General features: G+C 61.2%; 24 protein-coding genes and 1 tRNA gene. 13 read left to right on the top strand and 12 right to left on the bottom strand.

Features of this window, described 5'->3' with window-relative positions; translation table 11 throughout:
* The first annotated feature begins 73 nt into the window (after positions 1–73).
* From WH91_RS09645 to WH91_RS09635, 3 genes are all read left to right on the top strand, one after another.
* Positions 74–3,661 carry an SEL1-like repeat protein gene (locus tag WH91_RS09645; protein ID WP_046170771.1) on the top strand — a complete coding sequence of 1,196 codons (3,588 nt, stop codon included), beginning with the start codon at positions 74–76 and terminating at the stop codon, positions 3,659–3,661.
* A gap of 142 nt (positions 3,662–3,803) precedes the next feature.
* A complete protein-coding gene (locus tag WH91_RS09640) occupies positions 3,804–4,730 on the top strand; it encodes a sulfite exporter TauE/SafE family protein (protein ID WP_046170770.1) in 927 nt (308 codons plus the stop codon).
* Positions 4,727–5,485, top strand: a complete 759-nt coding sequence (locus WH91_RS09635; RefSeq protein ID WP_046170769.1) for a TIGR02186 family protein — start codon at positions 4,727–4,729, stop codon at positions 5,483–5,485. The genes WH91_RS09640 and WH91_RS09635 overlap by 4 nt, the downstream gene beginning before the upstream one ends.
* On the opposite strand, the gene pdeM is transcribed toward WH91_RS09635, so the two are convergent.
* Both pdeM and WH91_RS09625 read right to left on the bottom strand, forming a co-directional pair.
* Entirely contained in the window at positions 5,482–6,189 is a 708-nt protein-coding gene (gene pdeM, locus WH91_RS09630) for a ligase-associated DNA damage response endonuclease PdeM (RefSeq protein WP_052952715.1), read from the bottom strand. The two genes, WH91_RS09635 and pdeM, sit on opposite strands and share 4 nt — an antisense overlap.
* Positions 6,170–8,656, bottom strand: a complete 2,487-nt coding sequence (locus WH91_RS09625; RefSeq protein WP_082102086.1) for a ligase-associated DNA damage response DEXH box helicase — start codon at positions 8,654–8,656, stop codon at positions 6,170–6,172. The genes pdeM and WH91_RS09625 overlap by 20 nt, the downstream gene beginning before the upstream one ends.
* A 291-nt stretch (positions 8,657–8,947) precedes the next feature.
* Here WH91_RS09625 and WH91_RS09620 point away from each other — a divergent pair, with 291 nt between their 5' ends.
* Both WH91_RS09620 and WH91_RS09615 read left to right on the top strand, forming a co-directional pair.
* Positions 8,948–9,247 carry a DUF6460 domain-containing protein gene (locus WH91_RS09620; protein WP_046170768.1) on the top strand — a complete coding sequence of 100 codons (300 nt, stop codon included), beginning with the start codon at positions 8,948–8,950 and terminating at the stop codon, positions 9,245–9,247.
* On the top strand, positions 9,247–9,921 hold the full coding sequence (locus WH91_RS09615) for a nucleoside/nucleotide kinase family protein (RefSeq protein ID WP_046170767.1): 675 nt from the start codon (positions 9,247–9,249) through the stop codon (positions 9,919–9,921). Before WH91_RS09620 ends, WH91_RS09615 begins: the two co-directional genes overlap by 1 nt.
* A 194-nt stretch (positions 9,922–10,115) precedes the next feature.
* Here the strand turns inward: WH91_RS09615 and WH91_RS09610 are convergent, their stop codons facing one another.
* Complete coding sequence (locus WH91_RS09610) at positions 10,116–11,738, bottom strand: ATP-binding response regulator (protein WP_158409547.1); 1,623 nt, start codon at positions 11,736–11,738, stop codon at positions 10,116–10,118.
* A 172-nt stretch (positions 11,739–11,910) separates the two neighbouring features.
* On the opposite strand from WH91_RS09610, the gene mscL reads away from it, so the two are divergent.
* The 3 genes from mscL to WH91_RS09595 all read left to right on the top strand — a co-directional run bounded on the left by mscL (position 11,911) and on the right by WH91_RS09595 (position 15,629).
* Positions 11,911–12,348: a large conductance mechanosensitive channel protein MscL gene (gene mscL, locus WH91_RS09605; RefSeq protein WP_046170766.1), complete on the top strand. Its 438-nt coding sequence runs from the start codon at positions 11,911–11,913 to the stop codon at positions 12,346–12,348.
* 230 nt (positions 12,349–12,578) lie between these two features.
* The gene (locus tag WH91_RS09600; RefSeq protein ID WP_046170881.1) at positions 12,579–13,214 is read left to right on the top strand and encodes a response regulator transcription factor; all 636 of its coding nucleotides are present in this window, start codon (positions 12,579–12,581) and stop codon (positions 13,212–13,214) included.
* A 219-nt stretch (positions 13,215–13,433) separates the two neighbouring features.
* Positions 13,434–15,629: a putative bifunctional diguanylate cyclase/phosphodiesterase gene (locus tag WH91_RS09595; RefSeq protein WP_046170765.1), complete on the top strand. Its 2,196-nt coding sequence runs from the start codon at positions 13,434–13,436 to the stop codon at positions 15,627–15,629.
* 223 nt (positions 15,630–15,852) lie between these two features.
* On the opposite strand, the gene hemA is transcribed toward WH91_RS09595, so the two are convergent.
* The gene (gene hemA, locus WH91_RS09590) at positions 15,853–17,133 is read right to left on the bottom strand and encodes a 5-aminolevulinate synthase (protein WP_046170880.1); all 1,281 of its coding nucleotides are present in this window, start codon (positions 17,131–17,133) and stop codon (positions 15,853–15,855) included.
* A 413-nt stretch (positions 17,134–17,546) separates the two neighbouring features.
* On the opposite strand from hemA, the gene WH91_RS09585 reads away from it, so the two are divergent.
* Positions 17,547–18,209 carry a YiaD family glycine zipper/OmpA-like lipoprotein gene (locus WH91_RS09585; protein ID WP_046170764.1) on the top strand — a complete coding sequence of 221 codons (663 nt, stop codon included), beginning with the start codon at positions 17,547–17,549 and terminating at the stop codon, positions 18,207–18,209.
* 67 nt (positions 18,210–18,276) lie between these two features.
* Here the strand turns inward: WH91_RS09585 and WH91_RS09580 are convergent, their stop codons facing one another.
* Positions 18,277–18,609 carry a hypothetical protein gene (locus tag WH91_RS09580; protein ID WP_046170763.1) on the bottom strand — a complete coding sequence of 111 codons (333 nt, stop codon included), beginning with the start codon at positions 18,607–18,609 and terminating at the stop codon, positions 18,277–18,279.
* Positions 18,609–18,863: a hypothetical protein gene (locus tag WH91_RS09575; protein ID WP_046170762.1), complete on the bottom strand. Its 255-nt coding sequence runs from the start codon at positions 18,861–18,863 to the stop codon at positions 18,609–18,611. Before WH91_RS09575 ends, WH91_RS09580 begins: the two co-directional genes overlap by 1 nt.
* A 168-nt stretch (positions 18,864–19,031) precedes the next feature.
* On the opposite strand from WH91_RS09575, the gene WH91_RS09570 reads away from it, so the two are divergent.
* Positions 19,032–19,418 (top strand): PRC-barrel domain-containing protein, encoded by a 387-nt coding sequence (locus tag WH91_RS09570; protein WP_046170761.1) that lies wholly within the window; start codon positions 19,032–19,034, stop codon positions 19,416–19,418.
* A gap of 82 nt (positions 19,419–19,500) precedes the next feature.
* Here WH91_RS09570 and WH91_RS09565 read toward each other — a convergent pair whose 3' ends face one another.
* The 6 genes from WH91_RS09565 to WH91_RS09540 all read right to left on the bottom strand — a co-directional run bounded on the left by WH91_RS09565 (position 19,501) and on the right by WH91_RS09540 (position 22,278).
* Positions 19,501–19,758 (bottom strand): MFS transporter, encoded by a 258-nt coding sequence (locus tag WH91_RS09565; protein ID WP_046170760.1) that lies wholly within the window; start codon positions 19,756–19,758, stop codon positions 19,501–19,503.
* Positions 19,759–19,775: 17 nt separating this feature from the next.
* Positions 19,776–20,081 (bottom strand): MFS transporter, encoded by a 306-nt coding sequence (locus WH91_RS09560; RefSeq protein ID WP_046170759.1) that lies wholly within the window; start codon positions 20,079–20,081, stop codon positions 19,776–19,778.
* Between the two features lie 70 nt (positions 20,082–20,151).
* Positions 20,152–20,769, bottom strand: a complete 618-nt coding sequence (locus tag WH91_RS09555) for a TetR/AcrR family transcriptional regulator (protein WP_046170758.1) — start codon at positions 20,767–20,769, stop codon at positions 20,152–20,154.
* A gap of 362 nt (positions 20,770–21,131) precedes the next feature.
* The gene (locus WH91_RS09550) at positions 21,132–21,509 is read right to left on the bottom strand and encodes a substrate-binding domain-containing protein (RefSeq protein WP_052952712.1); all 378 of its coding nucleotides are present in this window, start codon (positions 21,507–21,509) and stop codon (positions 21,132–21,134) included.
* A gap of 77 nt (positions 21,510–21,586) precedes the next feature.
* Positions 21,587–22,111, bottom strand: a complete 525-nt coding sequence (locus tag WH91_RS09545) for a DUF6538 domain-containing protein (RefSeq protein WP_143078036.1) — start codon at positions 22,109–22,111, stop codon at positions 21,587–21,589.
* 92 nt (positions 22,112–22,203) lie between these two features.
* Positions 22,204–22,278: transfer RNA gene (locus tag WH91_RS09540), tRNA-Thr, on the bottom strand.
* 165 nt (positions 22,279–22,443) lie between these two features.
* Between WH91_RS09540 and WH91_RS24905 the strand changes: the two genes are divergently transcribed.
* The 3 genes from WH91_RS24905 (at position 22,444) to WH91_RS09530 (ending at position 24,887) form a co-directional block, all read left to right on the top strand.
* Complete coding sequence (locus tag WH91_RS24905) at positions 22,444–22,608, top strand: hypothetical protein (RefSeq protein ID WP_199533510.1); 165 nt, start codon at positions 22,444–22,446, stop codon at positions 22,606–22,608.
* Between the two features lie 271 nt (positions 22,609–22,879).
* Positions 22,880–24,172 carry a UDP-N-acetylglucosamine 1-carboxyvinyltransferase gene (murA, locus tag WH91_RS09535; RefSeq protein WP_046170756.1) on the top strand — a complete coding sequence of 431 codons (1,293 nt, stop codon included), beginning with the start codon at positions 22,880–22,882 and terminating at the stop codon, positions 24,170–24,172.
* A 280-nt stretch (positions 24,173–24,452) separates the two neighbouring features.
* Positions 24,453–24,887, top strand: coding sequence for a DUF2948 family protein (locus WH91_RS09530; protein WP_046170755.1), 435 nt, complete (start codon positions 24,453–24,455; stop codon positions 24,885–24,887).
* Positions 24,888–24,893 lie beyond the last annotated feature (6 nt).

The raw sequence follows: 24,893 nt of genomic DNA, 5'->3' as shown, positions 1-24,893 counted from the left end.
TTTTACCAAGAGTAAGCGCCACGCCTTCGTGTTGAATCGCGAAGGGTCGTCGCTTTATGACAGGGACTAGAACATGGCCCGCGCCTACCCAAATCCAGACCTGTCCGATCTGGCACAGGAGCCCCATCCCGGTGAGTGGCAGGCGCTGCGTGGCGAACTCGTGGCCCTGCTCGATCATGTCGAGGGCCGCTATGCCGATGCCGAGCAAGCCGAGCCTGCACTGACCGGCATCTCGCGTCGTATTCGCAATCTGCGCGACCAAGTCGTCGTTCCGGAACCGTCAGTGCGCCGCCGTGAAGCCTTGCGCACCGTAAAGCGCGCCGTTGATCGCTTTAGCGAGCGCGACGACGCTCATGACCACGAACAGCGCGACGCGCTGAGCAATGCCATTGCCGAAATCCGCGGTCGCCAGATGTCCGGGTCCGCGGCAGCCCTGGGCAGTCGCGCCAGCGATCAGCCCGAATTCCGTGAACTCACCTCGCTGGTCTCGGGCCTGTCGGGCCGTCTTGAGCGCCTTGAGGGCGAACTGAAGACGCAGCGCGCCAACAATGGCAGCGTCAGCGAAGTCGCTAGCCAGATCGAGCAACTAACCCACGTCGTTGAATTGCTGGCTGGTGCCGTCGGCGAGACCGGCCAGGTCAAGCGGCTCGAATCGCAGATCGGTGCGCTCGCCGCCCTGATCGAAAGCGGCCCTAAGGTTGATCATTCGACGCTCAACCGTCGCCTTGACGACGTCTCCGCCACCGTTGGCAAGCTGGCCGAACTGCAAGCCCAGCAGATGGAGCGCGAGATTGCACGCGAAGATCGCAAGGCCAAGTCGCCCGATACCATCGCTCCGGCGATGATTGCCATCGAGGCAAGCGTGCGCAACGTCTATGACCGCATCGATTCCATCGAGCGCAATGTCACGCTATCTTCGGGCGACTTCGAGCGGTTGACCGCCGAAATGGCTGCCTTCACCCAAGTGATGAAGGACAGCGACGTCGCGCCCGGCAGGCTGGTGGCCAAGGTCGATGCGCTTGCCGCCCGCATCGGTGGCTTCGATAATTCCAATGGCGACGTGACCGGCCTCAAGCAGGATATCGCTTCGCTGCGCGACGCTGTCTTGGCCGGCATGGAGCCGCGCTTTCTGCGCATCGAAAGCCAGATTGAAGCTTTGTCCGATCGCATGCCCGCCGATACCGGCCAGGTCGAAAGCCAGCTCAAGCTGCTGATGACCCGCATGGACGAGACCGGCACTCAGCTCAATGGACTGGCCAAGCTCTATTCCTCCAGCCAGTCCGATCCGGTCGGTCTCGAAGCCATGGCAACCCTGGTTGCCGAGCGCACCAGCGATGCCATTAGCCGCAAGGCGCCGGCTCCGGTCGCCATGTTTGGTGCAGATAGCCTCAAGAGCATCGAGGACCGTCTCACCGGTCTGATCAAATCGGCCGGCAAGACGCCTGACTACGAAACGCTTGCCGATATGGTTGCCGAGCGCACTTCCGAGGCCTTTGCCCGCTCCGCTGAACCCGCCGCTTCGGGTGGCCTCAGCGAAGAAAGCATGGGCCAGATCGAAAAGCGCATGTCGGCTTTGTTCAACACTGCTGGCAGGGACACGGCCGAGCGACTGGCGCGCCTGGAAGCGACGCTCGCCGAACAGGCTGAACGCCCCGCACCGACGCCCTTCGCCGCCCCACGCGCCGCCGCTCCAGCGCCACAGACGCCGTCTCCCGCAGACGCATTCGTCAAGGCGACCGCTCGCGAAGACGATATGGTCAATGACCGTTTCGACGCCATGCTGTCGGCTCTCTCCGGTCCGCGTTCGGCGGCCAAGAGCGACATCATGCCGGCCAATCCGGGCGATGACGCACCGCTGGTCGATCCCGGCTTTAAGGATCAAGGCCCAGTGCGTTCGGCGCTTGAGGCCAAGGTCGGCGTTACTTCGCGCCCGCCTGTTGCACAACAGCCTGTCGCACCGCCCGACGCTGCAGAGACGCCCGCATTTGATCCGAGCATGGTCGAGCGCCCGCCGCGCCCGCAGTCCAGCTTTGCCAAGGTGGAAAGCGATCCTTTTACCGCTCCTTCGGCCGCGGCCGTTCCCGCGGTTGATTCTCCGACCAATGCCAGCAGCACCAGCACTTTCGTTGCTGCCGCGCGCCGTGCCCAGCGTGCCCGTCAGGAGACCAGCACGGCTACTGGTGCCACCAGCAATTCACTGATCAGCCGCGCCTTGTCGCGCGTCATGCCGTCTCAACCCGCTGCCGCTCCCAGCCTGGAAGCTGCCGACATCGCTGCGCCGTCCACGGCGGAAAAGCCGGCAAAGGCCTCCAAGCCGGTCAAGCAAAAGAAGGAAAAGCCGATCGTTGCGTCTGCCGTCGCGCCGACTTTTGGCGATGGCGAAGCCGATGCGCCGCTCGAACAGCAGAGCTTCCTCACCCGTCATCGCCGCCCGCTGCTGCTGGCTGCGACGCTGATCGCCGTTTCGATGCTGGCGCTCAATCTGCTGATCCAGCGCATGAACAGCGACGCGCCTGAACCGCAAGCCGCGCCGCAAGTGGAAATTGCTCCCGCTGCCGACCCGACAGCCGGCGACATATCGCTAGTCCGCCCCGAGCCGCGCGTCATCGACATGATCGATGGCACCCCCACCGGCTCAATCAATTCCAATGCAGGGAGGACTTTTACCAAGTCCGATATCTCGCCGATGCCGTCGACCTTGCTGGCCTCAACCGGTGGCTCGGCCGAAATCGTGCCGCTTGATGCGCCAGCCGAAACCGCGCAGGACGTCGTCGCCAGCATTCCAGCCAGCACCGAACCGCAGACGTTTGAACTGCCCGCGGAAGCCGTTGGTCCGCTCGATCTGCGCCAGGCCGCGGCCAATGGCGATGCCCGGGCCCAGTTCGAAGTGGGCGCCATCTACACCGAAGGCCGCGCTGTTACCCAGGACTATGCCGAAGCGGGCAAATGGTACGAACGTGCGGCGGCGCAGGGTTTTGTTCCCGCGCAATATCGTCTCGGCAATCTCTATGAGGCGGGACAGGGTGTCGAAAAAGACATCGAAGTCGCCAAGCTCTGGTACCAGCGTGCGGCCGAAGCCGGCAACCGCATGGCCATGCACAACCTGGCCGCGCTCTACGCGGGTGGCCTGCTCGGCGAGCAGCAGTTCGAAACCGCCGCCGAGTGGTTTGCCCAGGCTGCCGCCAAGGGCATGACCGACAGCCAATTCAACCTCGGCATGCTTTATGCCCGCGGTCTCGGCGTCGAGCAGGACTTTGCCCAGTCCTACAAGTGGTTCTCCCTGGCCGCCCGCAATGGCGACAAGGACGCGGCCCAGGCGCGCGACGACATGGCAAAGTCGCTCAATGCCGAGCAGGTCAGCACGATCAATACAGAAGTCGGTGCCTGGAAATCCGAGCCGCTCGATCTGGCCGTTAACTTCGCACCGCTTGGCACCTGGTCGAAGACCTTCGATCCGGGCCAGGTAATCACCACGCGGGACGTCGTTTCCAAGGTGCAACTGGTGCTCAACAAGCTCGGCTTCGATGTCGGTACCGCCGACGGTGTTGCCGGTCCCAAGACCGCCGTTGCCATCAAGGCCTTTGAGCGCGGCACCGGCATGACCGAAACCGGCGCCATCAATCCGCGTCTTCTGGCGGTTCTGGGCAGTCAGCCGGTCTGACATTGAACTGTCGTTTGACACCGACTCCGGGCCGTCTTAAGCCCCATTGAAGGTTCCGCCGCAAGGCGGAGCCTTTGACCTATTGTTGACGCACGGTCCTGTATGGTCGTGTGACGTAGTAATGTCTTGAACGGGTCCGGTCTTGCAGATCTATCTGCCGATCGCTGAAATGTCGGTGAACCTCTTTTTCCTCGTGGGGATTGGAGGGGCAGTCGGATTTTTGTCGGGTCTGTTCGGCGTGGGTGGTGGTTTCCTGCTGACGCCGCTGCTGATTTTCTCCGGCGTGCCGGTGCCTGTGGCCGTGGCTTCCGTTACCGGCCAGGTCGTGGCGGCATCGACCTCCGGCGCCTTGGCACACTACAGGCGCGGCGCCGTCGATCTGCATCTCGCCATGTATCTGGTGCTTTCTGGCGTGTTGGGGGCCTTTGGCGGTGTCGCGGTGTTTGCGCTGCTGCGCGATGCCGGCCAGCTTGATCTGGTCATTTCCCTCGGCTTCCTGATCCTGCTCGGCTCGGTCGGCACACTGATGCTGGTCGAAAGCTCCCGAGCGATCCTCAAGCAGCGCAAAGGCATCGTGGTCCGCGAGCGCCTCCCCAACCAGCATAACTGGATCCACGGCCTGCCGATGCGGGTGCGGTTCAAGAAATCGCGCCTCTATATCAGCGTGCTGCCGGTGCTGGTGATCGGCCTTTTCATCGGCTTTGTTGGCTCGCTGCTCGGCATCGGCGGCGGCTTTATCATGGTGCCAGCGCTGGTTTATCTACTGCGCGTGCCGGGCAATGTGGTGATTGGCACCTCGCTGGCGCAGGTGGTGGCGATGATGGCAGCGACCACCGTTCTGCACGCGGTGCAGAGCCAGAGCGTGGATATCTTGCTGGCTTTCTGCCTGATGGTCGGCGGCACGGCGGGTGCACAGTTCGGTGCGTCAGCCGGCAAATACCTGCGTGGTGAACAATTGCGTGGGCTTCTGGCATTGCTGGTTCTGGCCGTGGCCATTCGCTTCGGCCTGTCGCTGGTCATCACTCCGAGCGACCTGTTTTCCATGGCAGTGGTGGGAGGCATGCGGTGAAGCGACTCGTTCTGCTCCTGCTGTTTGTGGCTGGCCTGCTGGCGCCTGCCCAGGCGGCGCGTCTTATTTCGCAGGTCTCCAACGACAGCGTCGAGATCACCTCGAGCTTTGATGGCGAGCGGATGAATTTCTTTGGCACCATCGTGCCCGACGTCGGCTCGGCTGAAGCGATCACCGGGCCGTTCCAGGTCGTGGTCGTCGTCCTCGGCCCGACCCAAAACCGCATCGCGCGGCAAATGACCAACAATTTCGGCATCTGGAGCAATACCGGGCAGCTGGAGTTCAAGAACTTTCCCAGCTACTTCCACGTGCTGTCCAGCGGCCGGTTGAGCGAGATCACGGACATCACGACGCTCACCACCAACTACATCCTGCCTGAATCCCACACGCTGGTCGTCAACACCGACGACTGGTGGCGCAGCGCGGTCTATGGCCAGCAACTGGTGCGTTTGATGACCGAGCAGGGGCTATTCGGGGTGCAGGAAAACGGCGTCAACTTCCTGTCCGACACCTTCTATTCGGCACGCCTGACCCTGCCCAGCAATGCGCCGCCCGGTCCCTATATCGCGCTGACCTATGTATTCAAGCACGGCGCCATAATCGCCCGCCGATCGGAGGGATTCGCGGTGCGCAAAATAGGTTTCGAGCGCTTCCTCGCCCTCTCGTCGACCCAGCAGCCGCTGCTTTACGGCTTGGTTTGTGTGCTTCTTGCGCTGGTCACCGGCTGGTTCGGCGGCGTACTTTTCAAGCGCTAGCCTCGCACCAGCCGCTTGGTGCTGACCGGGTAAGTCCGGTCTTTGCCCAGCATGGTGACCTCCAGCGCGGGCCAGTGGAACAGCCCGACAAAGGCTGGCGACAGGATATTGATCGAGCCTGTCGAGGCGCCGTAGGCCGGCAAGATCAGCAGGCGATTGTCGTGCACGAAACACGGCCGACGGGTCGAGCGCCCCTCGATATGGATATGCGCCGCGGGGTGCAGATGTCCGGCCATCAGGCCGGTTGCGCCACGCTTTGGCTCGTGCGTTAGTATCAATCCGTCGAGCATAAGGTCGGGCAGGCAGGTGCCGCCGATGGAGTGTGGCGCTGGATCATGGTTGCCCGAGAGCCAGATGCACTCGACCAGATCCGTTAGCGTATCGAGCCGCATACGGTCCGAATTGGTGAGCAGACTGCTAGCATCGGCGCGGTGAAAACTGTCACCGAGTGACACCATGCGCTTGGCCCCGGTGCGCCGCAGGTCGGCTTCGAGCCGCGCCAGGGTCAGGCCGGTATCGTAGGGCGGCAGCATCTGGCCGCGCCGCGCAAAACTCGCCATCTTTTCGAAATGCAGGTCGGCGACCAGCAGCGTCTGCTGGGCGTGCCAGTAGAGGCCTCCCGAGGGCAGGGGTTCGAAATTGTTTCCGGCAAAGCGCAGGATCGGCGTCTCCGTGATCTCGGCTTTATATAGGGTCTGACCCAAGAGCTTCCCGCATCAATTCATCGGCAGCGTCCGACATAGCAGATTCGCGGCCTTCGCCAAAAATCGGCTCGCGACCGATATCGAGCAGGATGGGAACGGCTAGAGGTGAAACGCGCTGCAGCGGCTTATGCACGATGTGGCTGCGAATGCGGCGCAGCATGTCGCCGAGGCGCTCGATATCGAGCAGCCCGCGCGCCGCATCACGGCGCGTCGCCTGGATCAGGATGTGGTCCGGCTCGTGCTGATACAACACGTCATAGATCAGGTCCGACGACATGGTGATCTGCCGCCCGGTTTTTTCCTTGCCCGGATGCCGTCGCTCGATCAGCCCCGAGATGATGGCGCAGTTGCGGAAGGTCCGCTTCATCAGCGCTGACTCGTCGAGCCAGTCCTCCAGATCGTCGCCCAGCATGTCCTCGGAAAACAACTCGTCCAGCGACAGCCGAGCAGTGCGGATCAGCCCCGACAGATCGCCCAGCCCCCAGATGGCCAGCGTATATTCCGACGCCACAAAACCCAGCGGCCGCGCGCGGGACCGCTCCAGCCGCCTGGTCAGCAGCATGCCCAGCGTCTGGTGCGCCAGCCGGCCCTCGAACGGGTAGCAGACCATGTAGTTCAGCGTGCCGCGCGGAAACGTCTCGACCAACAGGCTATCGCGCTTGGGCAGCACCGAGACGTCGCGTTGCAATCGCAGCCAGTCGCTGACCTGATCGGGCAGCTTGCCCCAATCGTCGGGACTGTCGAGGATCAGCCGCACCCGGTCGGCGAGGTAAGTCGAGAGCGGAAACCGCCCGCCCATATAGCTCGGGATTTTCGGATTGGCCGACTGTGCGCGCGACACATACGCCTCATTGTCCTTGAGGCCCTCGAAAGCGACGATCTCACCGCCGAAAATGAAGGTGTCGCCGACCAGCAGCGTGCCGAAGAAATACTCTTCCATTTCGCCCAGCACGCGCCCGCCAGCGCCCACCGGGCTCTGCACGCCCTTCTTGAGCCCCCGCGTTCGGATCAGCCGCACCCGCACCATCGGCTCCTCGATGATGGTGCCGATATTGAGCCGGTATTGTTGTGCCACCTGGGGATTGGCGACGCGCCACAGCCCTTTCTCGGTCAGCTTCAGCCGCGCATAGCGCTCATAAGCCTGTAGCGCATAACCACCGGTGGCAACCAATTCCACCACCCTGTCGAACTGTTTGCGCGGCAGGTCGCGATAGGGCCATGCGAGCCGTACTTCGTCATAGAGGTCATCGGCGGCAAACGGCGCCGCGCAGGCCATGCCCAGCACATGCTGCGCCAGCACGTCATAGCCACCATTGACCGGGTCTTCGCTATCCTGGTGGTTCTCGGCGACCGCCTCAAGCGCCGCCTCGCATTCCAGCACCTCGAACCGATTGGACGGCACCAGCATCGCTTTGGACGGCTCATCGAGCCGGTGATTGGCGCGACCGATGCGCTGCAGCATGCGCGAGGACCCCTTGGGCGCCCCGACCTGCACCACGAGGTCGACATCGCCCCAGTCGATGCCGAGATCGAGCGTCGAAGTGCAGACCACAGCCTTGAGCTGTCCCGACACCATGGCATTCTCGACCTTGCGCCGCTGCTCCACCGAGAGCGAGCCATGGTGCAAAGCGATCGGCAGCATGTCGTCATTGACCGCCCACAGACCCTGGAACAGCATTTCGGCCTGTGATCTCGTGTTGACGAACAGCAGCGTCGTCTTGTGCTGCTTGATCACCTCATAGAGGTCTTGATGGGCATAATTGGCCGAATGCCCGGCCCACGGCAGGCGCTGCTGAGTTTCGAGGATTTCCAGCACCGGCGGCGCCCCGCCCGACGATGTCAGCAAATGGGTTTCCCGCCCCGGCACTGGCTGGGCGATCCAGTCCCGCATCAGGTCCGGCCGCGCCACCGTGGCACTCAGCGCGGTGATCTGCAGGCCCGGCGCTAGCTTGGCGATCCGTGCCAGCGCCAGCGACAGCAACTCGCCACGCTTCGACGTCACCAGCGCATGCAATTCGTCCAGCACGATCCGCTTGAGGGAGCCGAAGAACAGCTCGGCATGCGGATGACTGATCAGCAGCGCTAGCTGTTCCGGCGTCGTCAGCAGGATATGCGGCGGCTTCGCCCGCTGCCGCGCACGTTTGCTGGCAGGGGTATCGCCAGTGCGGGTCTCGGCGCTGATCTTCAGGCCCATCTCGAAAATCGGCGCATTGAGGTTGCGCTGCACATCCACCGCCAGCGCCTTGAGTGGGGAAATATAGAGCGTATGCAGGCCTTCGAACTTGCCATCCGCGAGATCGACCAGCGTCGGGAGAAAGCCCGCCAGCGTCTTACCCGCGCCCGTTGGGGCGATCAGCAGCGCCGAAGCCCCGGCCTGCCAGCTTTCCAGCACGTCGAGCTGATGCTGTCGAGGCGCCCACCCCTTGCGGGCGAACCAGTCGGTGATGACGCGGGGGAGGGTAGTCACGGGTGGACCCAGTTTGCCGATTGGCCACAGCGGTTCGGCTCCTTCGCTTCCCTCCCCCTTGAGGGGAGGGAATGAGGGTGGGGGTCGGTCAGTGGTGCACGAAGCGACCCCCTCCCAGGCCCTCCCCTCAAGAGGGAGGGAGGGATGAAAACTGGCGCCGTAAACAACTGGAACCGCTGGAAGCACTGCAGCATTCCGGCAGACCACAAACTAGGCAACTCACATCTTCTGCAAATCATAAAACAGCCTATATGATCACCCAACTTCACGACAGGGCGGCGGAGAACACTGATGAGCGATCAATATCCCAGCGAAACCACGCCGCGCCGCCGCAGCGGCATCGAGCGGTTTTTTGGCGGCAGCCCCGGCGGCGTCATTGTCCGCCTGTTGTTATTGTCGCTGGTGGTTGGCTTCCTGATGAGCGTGTTCGGCGTGCGTCCGCTGGATGTGGTCGATGGCGCCATCAATCTGTTCCGTGATGCAATGCGCGACGGCTTTGGCGTGTTCCGCAATATCGGGGCCTATATCCTGACCGGCGCGGTTCTGGTGGTGCCGATCTGGTTTCTGATCCGGCTCGCCAAGGCACGCTGATGGCTCCCGTCCAGCTCAAGCTGACGCCACAACAGGCCCTGTCGCGGCTGGTGCCGCATATCCTCGACCTCGCCAGCAAGGCGCATGGCCAGCGCATCGCCATCGGCCTCGCTGGTGGTCCGGGTACCGGCAAGTCGACACTCGCCGCCGAATTGGTCACGACGCTCGATACTACCCATCCGGGCATTGCCGCGCTGGTGCCGATGGATGGCTTTCATATGAAGCACGCCAAGCTCGAAGCCATGGGGCAGGTGGACTATAAAGGCGCGCCACATACCTTCGAGGGCGCCGATTTCGTCAGCTTCTTGCATCATCTGAAACTCGCCACCGGCCCAGTCAGCGGTCCCGGCTATTCGCGTAAGATCGAGGATACGGTCGAGAATGCCTTCACCGTGCAGCCCGAAGCGCGCATCCTGATCGTCGAGGGCAACTACCTGCTGCTGACCGAGGGCCCCTGGGCCGGGGTGAAGCCGCTCCTGGATTATAGCGTGTTCATCGACGTGCCCCGCGACGTGGTGCAGGCGCGACTGATGAAGCGGCATGGTGAGGAAGGGCTGTTCACCGAGGAACGTAATCGCGCGCATATCGAGCGCAATGATCTGCCGAATTATGATCTGGTGTGTTTGTCGCAGGATCGGGCGGATGTGGTGATTTCAATGGATGTGTTTGGGTAGGAAGAATATCCGCTGCCGAGCCGTCTGAAAATTGGGGCCAAACCACCCCCACCCTTGATCCCTCCCCACAAGGGGGAGGGAGACGATGAACACGGACGGTCGTACCTGCGCCTCCCTCCCTGAATGGGGAGGGAATGAGGGTGGGGTGATGGGAGGCACAGAGGCTCCCTAGCAGTACCCATTCGTCCTGCTCTTTATCCCACCCGCTTCGCAGGGCTTCGACTCTGGTTCGCCAGTCCACTAATCGCCGCCCGCAAAGCTGCAGGTTTCACCGGCTTGGTGACCACAGCTATCCCGCGCTCCTCGGCCAGCGCCCGCACCGCCGGGCTGCGATCGGCGGTCACCAGCGCTGCCGGCAGGTGACCGCCCAGATTGTGCCGTAGCCATTCGATGGCATCGAGGCCCGAGGTCTGGTCGAGATGATAGTCCATCAGCACCAGGTCAGGATACCAGCCTTCGAGCAGCCGTTCGCGGTCGATCTGCTTGAGCGATAGCGCGCTGCGCACATCGCAGCCCCAGTGCCGCAACAGGCCCTCCATCGCCTCGATGATGGCCGCTTCATTATCGACGCAGAGGATTTTCAGCCCCTGCATGCCAAAGCTGATTTCCGGCTGCGCCACGTTGGTTTCGGCCGCGGCGCGAATGCCTCGTGTCGCCGGCAGGAACAGCGAAAAACGCGAACCGCGGCCCTCGTGGCTATCCAGTTCCAGCGTCAGGCCTAGCGCTGTCACCAGCCGTTGCACGATGGACAGGCCGAGACCAAGGCCCTGCGCCATGCGGGCGCCGCGTTCCAGACGGGAAAACTCGGCGAACAACAGGCGGTGCTGGTCCTTGTTGAAGCCGATGCCGGTATCGATCACATCGAGCCGCATGCGGTTGCCGCGTTTGCGCAGGCCGACCAGCACCTTACCGCCCGGCGCGGTATATTTGATGGCGTTGGAGACAAGGTTCTGAACGATGCGACCCACCAGCGCCCGGTCCACCATCACCGTCGCATCGGTGGCGACGATGCGCAGCGAAATATTGCGCTCGCGCGCCATCGGGCCGAATTCCACCTCGATCTTCTTGAGAATATCACGCCCAGCCACCGGCCCCGGAATGGGTTTCAGCGCGCCGCTGTCGATGCGGGAAATGTCGAGCAGCGCGCCCATGATGTCCTCGACGGCGGTGAGCGAGGCTTCGATGGAATTGGCCAAATCAGCCAATCCGGTCGATTTCGCACGCTCGATCAGTGTTGATGTATAGAGCCGTGCGGCATTGAGCGGCTGCAGCAGGTCGTGGCTGGCGGCTGCGAGAAACCGCGTCTTGTCGTGATTGGCGGCATCGGCCTTGGCGCGAGCGCTTTCCAGCTCGGCATTGACCCGGGTCAATGCGGCGGTGCGCTCCTGCACCCGCTCTTCCAGCGACTGGTTGACGCCCTCCAGCGCTTTCTCGGCTCGCACGCGGGCCGTCACATCGGAAAAACTGATCACCAGTCCACCATCGGGCAACCGGCTCGAATGAAATTCCAGTGTTTGTCCGGCATTGCCGAGCCGTTGGGTCACGGTGGTGGGTGCGGCGGTTAGAATGTTGATGCGCTCGATGGCCAGCCGGGCCGCATCGCCGGGGCCAAAATCGCCGCGATCGCCGAGGAACAGGGCGATATCGAACAGCGGCGTACCGCGCTTGATTAGCTCGTCAGGCAAAGCCAGCATCACGTTGTAGCGGCTGTTGGACGTGACGAGGCGCAAGCCGGCATCGAACACCGCAATACCCTGGGGGATATGGTCGATCGCCTGCCACAGGTTGGCGGCGACGTCAGGCGTTGGCGCGGGCATTTCGGGCATCCTGCTCCCTTGGGGTGGCGCCGGGACTATCGGCCCCGCGACAAAGCTGCGCAAGACCGACTCTCGGCCCATTGCAATTGCCTTCCGGGTAAGGTTTTCTTGAACCCCGCAGGTCGCATGGACACCCGGGGAAGGGGTGGATATTAAACAAGGGGGCTAGACTATGTTCAAGGAATTCAGGGATTTTGCCATCAAGGGCAACATGATCGATTTGGCTATCGGCGTGATCATTGGTGCCGCTTTCGGCGCTATCGTGTCGTCCATTGTCGATGACGTGTTCATGCCGCTGATTGGGCTTATCATTGGTGGCATCGATTTTTCCAACCTATTCGTGGTGCTGTCCAATCCCGACAACATCGCAGTTCCTTCGACTGCCGCGGCCAAGGCTGCTGGCGTCGCAACGCTCAATATCGGCCTGTTCATCAATGCGGTGGTCAAGTTCGCCATCATCGCCTTCGTGCTGTTCATGGTGGTCAAGGGCATCAATCGCCTGAAGCGCCAGGCCGCTGCCGAACCCGTCGCCACCACGCCAGCGCCCAGCAGGGAGGAAGTACTGCTCACCGAAATCCGCGATGCAATGCGCGCCAATCCCCGCGTATAAATACCCAAATACGTTAGGATGAAAATCCGTTGACAACCAGGTGATGGGTAATTACTCCTATTACGTAGGTGGTTCATCCTACGTGTTTTCCGTATCGGACGGCAGGAACACTTAGTGCAGACTATCCTCGCGATGGTTCCCGAGTCCTTGACGCAGTGATTGCATTGCAAGTATCTCGGCCATCGCGCGAGTAGTTTGACTTGAGCGAACTTGCCGAGGGGACGGGCAAAATGAGCGAAGAGATCTACTACCATTCATTTCTCAATAGGGATCGGATGGTTCATATCGTCGATGGTGACTTGCCGACCTGCGAGGCGCTGAGCGTATTGTTCCGCCTGGAGGGCTTCCAGACCTCGTTTTCGGTCGATATCGAGCAGTTTTTCCTGAACCTCGAGCGCCGCCGGCCCGACGCCTTCGTTATCAACATGCTGGTCAGCGGCGAGAGCGGGCTGGGCCTGTTGCGCCGCATCAAGGCGATGCGGGTCGGCATCCCGGTGATCATGCTGACCGACGCGCAGCAAATTTCGTCAGCGGTTACGGCGATGAAGCTGGGCACCACCGATGTCGTCTCCAAGCCGATCGACACCGACTATCTGCTCAGCGTGCTGCGCGATGCTGTGCGTCTCGATGCGAATTTGGACGTTACGCAAGCAGGCAGACGCTCCGTCGAACTACGGGGTTTTTCCGAGCTGACCCCGCGTGAACGCCAGGTCTTGCAACTGATCACCAACGGTCAGTCCAACAAGGAAGCCGGTCGCGAACTGGGCATTTCCCCGCGCACCATAGAAGTGCACCGGGCGCGCGTCATGGAAAAACTCGGCGCCCGCAACACGGCCGACCTGATGCGGATTGTGCTGGCGGGCTGAGGAACAACCGGAGCCGGTCCAACACCTGAAGCAGGCATCTCGTGCGGAGCTCGCCGTGGTGTGATTTTCAGCGGCTGATGGCCCGGCGGCTGCTGTTGTTCGATTAGCAGATTTGGACGGTTCAGACTTCACGATTGCAAATTATCGCTTCCATTCCATGGTTCCTTAGGGGTTGACCACTAGTGTCAATGGTCTGTTCCTGCCCCCAAGGCGCAAGAAATGACATCGCTATCCCGCCAAATCAGCCACCTGATCTTCGCCTTCGCTACGGTTTTGGTGACCGTGTTAGGATCGTTCGGTTGGTGGGCAGCCTCAAGCATCGACGATCGATCCATGGCTCGCCAGGCGAGAGCGGTTCAGCACGGTCTCACCGATATTATGGAGCGGATGCCCATAGAGCAGGACAGCTCCGCCATCTGGGACGATTCCGTCGTTAACCTCAGAGCTGGGAACCCGGCTTGGATCGCGGAGAATCTAGCCGAATGGATAAGCGAGTATTTTGGCCACGACCGCGTCTACCTCCTGGATGCCCGCGATCTGCCCGTACGCGTCGTTTCAGAGGGGAAGCTCGTTGGCAACGAGCTTTATTACGATGACGCGAGTGCTCTTCGGCCACTGGTGGAAGATCTCCGAGCACGGATGGCTAAGGTCTCCGACGGGCTCCCTGACTCAACGGCGGAAGTCACTGGGCTAGGCGTGGAGGACTTGGTCGCTCTGGCTGATGGCGTGCCCGCGATTGTCAGCGTCAGGCCAATCGTTCCAAGCACGGACGCTGTTTCCCAAGCTCCGGGGACGGAATTTCTCCACATTTCGGTGCGGCTTATCAACAAGTCCGTCGCACAGGAGATCAGTCAGCGATACGAAATTCCCGGCTTGCTGTTTCAGGAAGACGCAGCGGACGACGGCGAACGGATATCCTCGCCCATATTGAACGGTCGTGGCCGTTCCGTTGGCTTTTTTACATGGATACCCGAAGAGCCCGCTTACGACCTGGTCCGCCAGACAATGCCCGCCATCACCATCGGACTTGTGCTTGTAGCCCTTGTGATGTTCTTGCTGCTGAGAAGGCTGAAGCGAACCTCAGCGCAGTTGGAAGACACAAAAGCGCAAGCTTCATTCCTTGCATTTCATGATCCGATGACCCGCCTGGCAAACAGGGCCCTGTTCGAAGACAGACTGGGACAGGCGCTGGCCAACATGCGCACCGGCGCCTCTCAAGTCGCCCTGCACTATATCGATCTCGACAATTTCAAGCGCGTTAACGATACGCTGGGCCATGCGGCTGGAGACGAGCTCTTGCGCCAGGCGGCCGCGCGCTTGACGGCTCTGATCACCGATGTCGACACTGCGGCCAGACTGGGCGGCGACGAATTCGCCGTCATTCAGTTTCATGCAGAGGATGGCGCTGCTGCGCTATCGCTGAGCCGAACAATCGTAGATGCATTTTCCCAGCCGTTTGGTCTGTCTGGTCACGAAGGTAAGATCGGCGCGAGTGTCGGTGTGAGCGTCGTCACGGATCCATCAACGCCGATAGAGGACATTATGCACCAGGCCGACCTGGCCCTCTATGAGGCTAAGAACGCGGGTAAGGGCAGGTATCAGGCGTATGATGGCAAACTCAATGCTGCAGTAAGGGAACGTCGCGAGCTTGAAATGGAGCTCAGGCAGGCACTGAGTGGCACCCCAGGGCTAACGTTGGTCTATCAGCCGATATTCAGTGCCAGCGACGGCACAATTGCCGGCGCCGAGGCATTGGTGAGATGGGAGCATCCAAAGCGCGGCCCGTTATCACCCGTGACTTTCATTGGTCTCGCCGAAGAGCGGGGGCTTATCGACGAACTCGGCCTGTGGGTCTTGCGCCAGGCATGCACCTACGCCGCTTCTTCCAGCGTGCCCTGGGTAGCGGTAAACGCGTCGCCCATCCAATTCCGGGATGAAAAATTTGCTGACCGTGTCTTTGCAATACTGGAAGCCACGGGGCTCCAGGCTCGACGCTTGGAAATAGAGATTACAGAGGGGCTATTGCTCCAGAACTCGCAGCTCACCCGGTCCACTCTAATGCGTCTACGGGCGCGAGGGATACGCGTCGCTCTTGATGATTTCGGGACCGGCTACTCCTCGATAAGCTATCTCAGGTCTCACGGTATCGATAAGCTCAAAATCGACCAGTCCTACACCGCTCAGCTGGGCCAGGACCATGAGATCGACAGCATAGTCCGATCCATCATCGACCTCGGCCGGGCGATGCACATGGCGGTCACGGCCGAAGGTGTCGAGACAGAAGCTCAACGCGTCATCTTGAACGACATCGGTTGTGACCAGCTACAAGGATATTTGCTGTCGCGCCCCGTGCGGCCCGCGACATTGGATACAATTCTGCTTCGCTCCCAGCCACCGGTGCGCGAGACCGCCTGAGCTGACACAAGCCTCAAGAGGAAAATTCATTCCGGTGGCCGTTGGGTGCATAGCCTTCGCTGGAGATGCCCTCAGGGCAAACTATTCCGCTGCCGACCTTGCACAAGGAAAAGTTCAGCAGCCCACTTAGGGCGCTGCGTTCTCCGCTTCTTGAACGCAGCTAAAGTCTACTAGATGGTTGAATTGGTGCGCACAGGCGCTACCTGTTGTTGCAAACAAGCCCTTAGCCGCCGATGGTTGGCAGAGTGAGGTCGCCCGAGGTCAGTTTGCGCGCCGTGATCTTGGCATCGGCGGCTTCGCGCGGCAGCTCGAGGCTGGTCCACACGCTGACCAGTGCATGGCGCAGGGCGAAGATCATCTCGTCGCTGTGCAACGGCGTCGGCGTGATGCGCAGGCGCTCGGTTCCCTTGGGAACCGTCGGGTAATTGATCGGCTGGATGTAGATATTGTACCTGTCGAGCAGCATGTCGCTGGCGGCCTTGACCGCACGCGCGTCGCCCACGATCAGCGGCACGATATGAGTGTCGGTTTCCATCACCGGCAGGCCGGCATCGGCGAGGATCGCCTTGGTCAGGCGCGCCTGCCGCTGGTGCATGATGCGCTCGTGGTTCGAGCCCTTGAGATGCTCGATCGAGGCGCGTGCTGCTGCGCAAAGCGCCGGGGGTAGCGAGGTGGTGAAGATGAACTCGGGGGCGTAGGAGCGCACCGCGTCGATGATCGCCTTGTTGGCCGCGATATAGCCGCCCATCGTGCCAAAGCCCTTGGCCAGCGTGCCTTCGACGATGTCGATGCGATCCATCAAGCCGTCGCGCTCGGCAATGCCGCCGCCGCGCGGCCCGTACATGCCAACGGCATGGACTTCGTCGATATAAGTCAGCGCGCCAAACTCTTCGGCCAGATCGCAGATTTCTTTGATGGGGGCAATGTCGCCATCCATCGAATAGATCGATTCAAAGCAGATCAGCTTGGGCCGCTTGCGGTCCACTGCAGCGAGGAGATCGCGCAAGTGGGCCACGTCGTTGTGCCGGAAAATCTTCTTTTCCATGCCCGACTGGCGCACGCCCTGGATCATCGAGGCGTGGTTGAGCTGATCCGAGAAAATGATGCAATCCGGTAGCAGCCGCGCAATGGTGGCGATCGCTGCTTCGTTGGAGACGAAACCTGAGGTGAAGACCAGCGCGCCTTCCTTGCGGTGCAGGTCGGCCAGGGAGCGTTCTAGTTCCACCAGTGGCCGGTTGGTGCCCGAAATATTGCGCGTACCACCCGAGCCGACGCCGAGTTTGCCGGCTGTCTCCTGCATGGCGCCGATGACCTTGGCGTGCTGGCCCATGCCCAGATAATCGTTGGAGCACCAGATGGTGATTTCGCGCTGGTTGTCAGCATCGTCGCGATAGATGGCCCGCGGAAACTGGCCGGCAATCCGTTCAAGGTCGGCGAACACGCGGTAGCGCTTTTCGGTGCGCAAGGTATCCACCGCATCTTCGAATATGCCGCGATAGTCCATCGAAACGTCCTTCTGTGCTCTACCGTCGGCGAACGAAGCTGCCGGCGAACAAGCCATACCTAGATCCGCGTCCGCCTCTTTGACATAGGTCAATTCGACGCGCGCGTTGGGGTTGTGGAGGCGCTTTCGCAACTGGCAGCGACGCTTCAACATGAGAGGCATTCTAAAGTGTGGCAGCCCGCCTGCCAATGCGTCACCGCGCACGTATTTACCAATGTCTCAGTTTCGTGATGGGGTTTCCTGGGCGCGGGCGATCCGGCGGCAAGGTAACTGCCAGGACCGGTCGATGGTCTTTGGACAGGCCACCATTCGCCCTGGCGTTCATCCGCTGTTCAGGCACTATGCTTCACCACCATGCTGCCGTATTCAGTGATCACCAACAGGTCACTACCGAATCCTTCAGGGGGATACTTATGAAGTCGAAGATTTTGGTCGCACTTGCGGCGACGCTCGCGCTTACTGCCTGCACCACCAATGCCTACACCGGCCAGCAGCAGCTTTCGAACACCGCTGGCGGCGCCATGATCGGTGTTGGCGGCGGCGCTATTGCCGGCGCACTCGTCGGTGCTGCCGTGGGCGGCGATCCGCGCGTTGGCGCCTTGATCGGCGCGGGTGTTGGCGGGCTGACCGGCGGCGCCATTGGTTCGTACATGGATCAGCAGGAAGCCGAGCTTCGTGCCCAGCTTCAGGGCACCGGCGTTTCGGTGACCCGTGTTGGGCAGAACATCATTCTGAACATGCCATCCAACATTACTTTCGCGACTGACCAGTCGACTGTGCAGCCGGCATTCAATTCGACCCTAGTTTCGGTCGCGCTGGTGCTCAAGAAGTTCGACAAGTCGATCGTCGATGTCTACGGCAACACCGATAGCCAGGGCGACGACGCCTATAACCTGGCTCTCAGCCAGCGCCGCGCCGTCTCGGTCGCCACCATCCTTGCAAACCAGGGCATCGACCAGCGCCGCTTCTACATTGAAGGCAAGGGCGAGACTTCTCCAATTGCGTCGAACACCACCGAAGCCGGTCGCGCCCAGAACCGCCGCGTCGAGATCCAGATCGCGCCGATCAACGGCTGATCTGATTGTCGGAAATGAAAAAGGCGCGTCCCTCGGGGCGCGCCTTTCTGTTGTCTGGATTTCCAAATTACGGCGTCGGGACCACGGGCACTGCCACCGGAACGGCAGGACCACTGGCGGGCGCAACTACGCTTTCAGAGGTCGGCGTGCCGGGTTGCACATCTGTCGCTGGAGCGCCCTGGAACATCTGCATCAGGAACAGCACCGCGATGACGATGCCAAGGCCGAACACGCCGTAGAGCCACCAGTTGGTGGGGCCTGTCGCCCCCACAGTGGCCTCATGCTCACCCGCCACCTTGAGCGGCGAGCCATCGGGCACGTCGATGCGCGACCCGTTTTCGTCGATCAGGTTATCAACGCTGGCAACGGTGGGGGTAGGCGTTTTAGGTACGGTAGCCATCAGAAATCTCCCTTGAGCACAGTTTCGGTGCCGACGCCGTCCTGCACGCCCTGGTGCACCTCGGCGAGGGCCTGATCGATTTCTTCGGCATCAAAGCCCAACTCACGACCCTCTTTGCCCGCCGCCGTCGCGTCCGACTTAAGCTGATTGAGCAGGTCGATCTTTTCCTTGGCGGTAAACAGGCTGTTATGGGCGATGTTCATGGGCGAAATTTTGTTATCGCCGCCCATGCGGTCGCGGAGGCTGTCAAACATGGCGCGTCTCCTTGATGGGTCCAACGACCCTCGAGACAACAAATGCACCGTAAGGCTTGGGGTTCCGGCGTTACCAGCCCGCTCCGACAAATCACCCCGCACAAAATCGGAACTGCACGCAGCGGGCTACGTTGACCTTGCAGATGCCAACCAAAGAGGAGTTCGAAAATGGCTTACGATGACACCAGCAAGACCAATGCAGACGTCAAGGAAACCCACGATCTCATCGCCTCCGACAAGGTCGAAGGCACTAAGGTATATGATCCGGACGGCGAGCATATCGGCTCTATCGAACGCGTTCTGCTCGAGAAGCGCAGCGGCAAGGTTTCCTACGCCGTGCTGAGCTTTGGCGGCTTTTTGGGCATTGGCAACGATCACTACCCGTTGCCTTGGACCAAGCTGAATTATGACGAAAGTCTCGGCGGCTATCGCGTTGACGTCACCCGGGAGCAGCTTGACGGAGCTCCAAAGTATGACAATGACGACAGCTTCTGGACCGCAGACAACGGTCGTCGCGTTTACGATTACTACGGCGTGGCACCATACTGGATCTGACCGCCCTTACACGACTGCAGTTCCAGTTGATACGACACCGGCGTCCTAAGCGGCGCCGGTTTTTTACGATTGCCGACACCCGTCAGGCAGTGAGTGGCTTTCCCGCGAGCCCCTTTGGGCCAAAGATCTGGATAAGCGCAAAGTTTAAGATCAGGGTGGCTGCGATTGTAGCGAGCACGACCAGCGGGCCGTAGCTGTGCAGCAGCGGCAGTAGCGCCAGCGGAGCGAAGGCGGAGCCGACGCGATTTGCCGACCATGCCGTGGCGGTGGCGGAAGCGCGAATGCTGGTGGGAAATATCTTTGACGCATAGATCGAGAGTAGCGGCCCATAGATCGCCACGAGGAAGTTGAAAGCGGCTATGCGCCCAGCGCCATGCCCGACAGCAGCCGGAATGCAATCAGCGAACTGGCGTCCGAGCTCAGCGCGGCCCCGATGGAGGGTGCGGCGACCAGCAGCATCGAAAGCTGCAGCGCCAGCCGCCGGCCATACCTGTCTGAAAGCCAGCCGAACGCTGGCGAGCCAATGGCGCCGCCGACGAATACCGATGCGAGCAGCAAGCCCAATTGCGTCGAGTCAAAACTGTGCGGCGGCGAAGCGAAAATCGCGGAGAAAGCCGCGCCCAATGCTAATTCGGCCACATCGACGAACAGGCGATGGCGCACAGCGCCGCCACGGCAATATGCAGCCGGGTGAGGGGCAACCGGTCAAGCCGCGCTGCGATATCTTGCAGGCTCATGGCCGCGCCGATCGCTTGCCAGGCGTGGCCGTGCCGAAAAGAATAGCTGCGATGATCGTGCGGTAGCGGGATTTGAGCTCGACAGGCACAATCGCCGGCAGGGACTGATTGGTGCCGCGCGCGCCATCACACAAAACCTGGGCCAGCCCCTCGACAGTCGTATCGGCTTTAAACCGCATCAATCCCCGGCGATCCAGCTCCGTCAGCAGCTCGGCCAGCTTGGTCTGGAAGTCAGTGGCGGCCTCTACCATGATGTCGCGCGCCCGGCGGAAAGCCTGGTCGTTGAGTTCCAGGGCATGCGGGGAAAGGCTCAATGACCGGCGCGTATCACCATAGCGGGCATCCATCACCTCCGTGATGATGTCTATGGTGCTGCCACCCTGCTCCAGCGCTGTGCGCCCGGCCGCCATGCCCGCCGCTATATTGAGCTCGCCGCGCCACAGCAGCATGTAGCGGAACGCATCTTCCTTATTGGAAAAATGGTGGTACAGGGCCCGCCGTGTAAACCCGCAGGCCTTCGCCAGGCCAGTCATGTTCAGCTGCTCATAGCCATGATCATAAAACACCTTTTCCAGGTGCGGCGCCAAGTGCTCATGGGAGGGGCCGGATTTCATCGAATCTTCATTGCACAATCAGCGCAGATTCGTGAACTCTCATTGAACGGCTAGGTGTATTGTCTGGCGAATTGCTGCCATTCCCAGATATCGGCGCAGCAAGAGGGACTTCAAGTCCGTTTGGTGCCGGTGTCAGGCCGGCGGCCTGTGATAGTGGGCGTGGAGAGCTGCCATGATGCCTCCGCACCCCAAGCAGCTTCCGATCCAAATTCAATCCTTCGTGGCTTGCCTGCCAAAGCTCAAAATGCAGCAGTTTGTAGTCGAAAGTCACTGAGGCTTGCGACTTATCACTCACGCCCGCATCCTCCTGCCACTTGAATTACCCAAAAGACCTCAATTCAACAAATTAATGGGTTCTGACCCTAGCTGGCAGTGCGCAGGAAACTGCGGATCACCGGTGGCATGGGCATCACAGAATCGCCCTCACCCTGGCGGGCCAGCAGCATTTCGACCGCCCGACCGCCCATTGCCTCGTGTGGTAGGCCGATGGTCGTGAGACCGGGACGCATGTAGGAGGCCAATTCGTCATTGTCGAAGGATACAACGGCAACCGCATCGGGCACGTCCATATCTGCCTCGGCAAGGGCCTGATAGGCACCAAAGGCCATTCGGTCATTTAGGCATAGCAGCGCGCGCGGCCGCTGTGACTTGAGCAGCCTGCGCGTCAGTTTATAACCTTGCGATGGCTCCCAGTTCCAGCAGCAGGGCTCGGCGGAGAACTCCAGTCCAGCCTCCGCCATAGCGTCACGGATATAGTCGCCGTTCGCCCGCCTTTCCAATAGATCAAATACGTCCCTGAGTGCTCAATCGAACTCCACTAGGAGGCGCTGTAGGTCTCAGTATCGACGGTGAGGTGATGTTCAACCAGGGCCCCGTCTACCCATGAGCCCCATTGCTCTCGCAGTGTGCGAGGTGGGTCAAACATGAGCGCTCGTTGTGTCGGTGACGGTGGCGGCTTGCCGTCCCATCTCTCGCGCCGTTCCCGCTTTGCTGCCCATTCGATGGCGCTGCCGGGCTCATCCTCAAGCATCAGCTTCCAGGCGCGGTAGACTTCGCCAGCCAAGGCGACAATCTGCCTGAGGCTCAGCTTGACTGGGGCATTGCTGAAGCTCAGCCAGACTTGCTCAAACTGCGACTGCGCTTCGCCAGCGAGCCGCTTGGCCTCCGCTACGTCCTTTGTGCCCAGCGACACCTGCACTGTCGCACCGATCTTGGGCTGCGATATGCGGCCATCTATTGTGATGATCACGGACTTGCCCGCCGCTACCGCCCTAATCACCGCTGGGGTGCGTTGGCGATACCAGTACACGCCGGTCTTCGGGTGCTTATAGGGACGGGGCATTGAAAGGACCATGTGGACTACCTGTGTGTATCACCGGCAGTTCCAAATTACATAACAAAACCAGAGACTTCTGGGAATTCAACGGGAAATTCTGGTGCTGCCGGACAGGATTGAACTGTCGGCCTCCCCATTACCAATGGGGTGCTCTACCACTGAGCTACGGCAGCATCCGGGCGCGCCGGGTGGCGGAGCGCTGGTTTGTCGCGGAGCGTATGCCCGGCACGACGGGGGCTCCTTTGCCATAGGCCTAATCTCGACGCAAGACTAAAAAGCGCCTATCAACCGCGTCAAGCAGAACACGATTCCTGCAACCTACTTTCCCGACAGGGCCAATGAGCAAATCAGTAGAGGCCGCTTCGCGCGAGCAAAGATTGGCCGCAAAGCTCCGCGAGAACCTCAAGCGCCGGAAGGGGCAGGCCAAGGCACGCGCCGATTCGGAGCGGCAGTCGCCTGAACTCCAGCCGGCCCCCGAAGCCGATACGGTCAATAAACCGTAAACCAGTTTCGGGTGAATATCGAGAACACTACTGATGCGAAGAGACTCTTGTCAGGGTGAGGCGAAAATGGTGATTTCCGAGAACCGGAGCGCAACGTACATCGGGTACGTGAGCACCGGAAGCGCAGGAAGTCGCGCTTTGCAGCCCAACCTGGCGAGAAGATCGAGTATCAGCTTCGGAACGGCAAGTCTGGCTTACGTGGCAACTAGGACTTGGCCTACCTCCATCCCCAGGTAGATGGGCATCTATGCCCGCCATATAGGACAAGACTATGGACCGTATCCGTTTGATCGGTGGCAATGAGCTCAATGGTGACATCACCATTTCGGGCGCCAAGAATGCCGCGCTGCCATTGATGATCGCTTCGCTGCTGACTGATGAGCCGCTGGTGTTGCAAAATGTGCCGCGCCTCGCCGACGTCAAGCAACTCGAACGCATCCTCGAAAATCACGGCGTCGATATCGCCGTGCATGGCCGCCGTCGCGGCGAGGACGAGGGCGTCGGCCAGCGCATGACCTTCCATGCCGCAGACATCGTCGACACCACCGCGCCCTATGAGCTGGTCTCCAAGATGCGCGCCAGCTTCTGGGTCATCGGGCCGCTACTGGCCCGCTGCCATGAAGCCCGCGTTTCGCTGCCCGGCGGCTGCGCCATTGGTACCCGGCCGGTCGATCTGTTTCTCATCGGCCTCAAGGAGCTTGGCGCCGAGATCGATATCGATGATGGCTATGTTGTCGCCAAGGCGCCCAAGGGTGGCCTCGTCGGCGCCCATATAAAGTTTCCAAAAGTCTCCGTGGGCGCCACGCACACGCTGCTGATGGCGGCGACTTTGGCGCGCGGCACCACGATTCTGGAAAATGCTGCCCAGGAGCCCGAAATAACCAATGTTGCCGAATGCCTCGTCGCCATGGGCGCGAAAATCTCCGGCATCGGCACGCGCACGCTGACCATCGAGGGCGTCGATAGACTGCACGGCGCCACCGTCGATGTGATCCCGGATCGCATCGAAACCGGCACTTTTGCCATGGCTGCGGCGATGACCGGCGGCAATGTGCTGCTCAAGGGCGCCCGGCCCGAACACCTGCAGTCGGCGCTGGATATCCTGGGCCGCACCGGCGTCAATCTGACCGTCGAGGCCAATGGCCTGCGCGTGCAGCGCAATGGCCAGGGCATCACGGCTGTCGATGCCGAGACCGATCCGTTCCCCGGCTTTCCGACCGACCTGCAGGCCCAGTTCATGGCCTTGATGACCATGTCGTCGGGCACCAGCCATATTCGCGAGACGATTTTTGAGAACCGCTACATGCATGTCGCCGAACTGGCCCGCTTCGGCGCCGATATTTCGGTCGATGGCCAGCTCGCCACGATTCGCGGCAAGTCCCAGCTCCGCGGTGCCCAGGTGATGGCGACCGATCTGCGGGCCTCGGTCTCTCTGGTCATCGCCGGCCTCGCCGCCAAGGGCGAAACGGTGGTCAACCGCATTTATCACCTCGACCGCGGCTTCGAACGCCTCGAGGAAAAACTCAGCGCTTGCGGCGCTGAAATCGAACGCCTGGCCGGCTAAGGGACACCGATCTTACCGCGCAGCCAAAGGGCGTCGCCGATGGCGGCGCCTGAGCAGTGCGCAGCACGCTCCAGCCAGCAGTGCCGATCACGTAATTTCCTGATGCCATCAGTCGCGCCAACCGGTTCGACGCTAAATCCGTTCCCCGTATCTCCGGAAATCCCGCCGCATGACGTCTTTTCCGCACGCCCACATTGCCCGCTGGCGCTCAAACTTGTAGATCGGAAGGAACGTGACCAGATGAGTGCTTTAACGTCTCATCCAAGGGGCCGACCACATCATGACCGACCTCAAGCTGATTGCGCTTGATTCCGAAGACCTCGAAGTCCTCTCCGCCCACGTGCAGGATGCCGTCGTCCGCGTGGCCGACATGGGCTATGCCCGCGGCGATCGCCGTTTCGCGCTCCTTATGAATCGTTTCGATTGGGAGTCGGGGCAAGGCCGCCGCGACAAGGGCCTGCGCAAGCGCGCCGCGCTGCATTTCGATGGCGTCCAGTCCGTTGCAACCAATGGCTTTGATCCCGCTGCACCCGAAGGCGTGCTGAACCTGCTCGCCATCAGCTTTCACACCGTCGATGGCCCAGCCGGCATTATCGAGCTTAGCTTTGCCGGCGGTGGCACGGTGCGCCTTGGCGTCGAATGCCTCGAAGCCCGCCTGTCCGATCTTGGTGCCGCCTGGGCTGCCAGCGCCACGCCCGCCCACTCTCTCGACTAAGGATTT

The sequence above is a fragment of the Devosia psychrophila genome, from assembly GCF_000971275.1.
In the GTDB taxonomy this organism is placed as follows: Bacteria; Pseudomonadota; Alphaproteobacteria; order Rhizobiales; family Devosiaceae; genus Devosia; species Devosia psychrophila.
The sequence above is the reverse complement of the archived record's forward strand: the minus strand, read 5'-3'. Positions and strand labels throughout refer to the sequence as shown.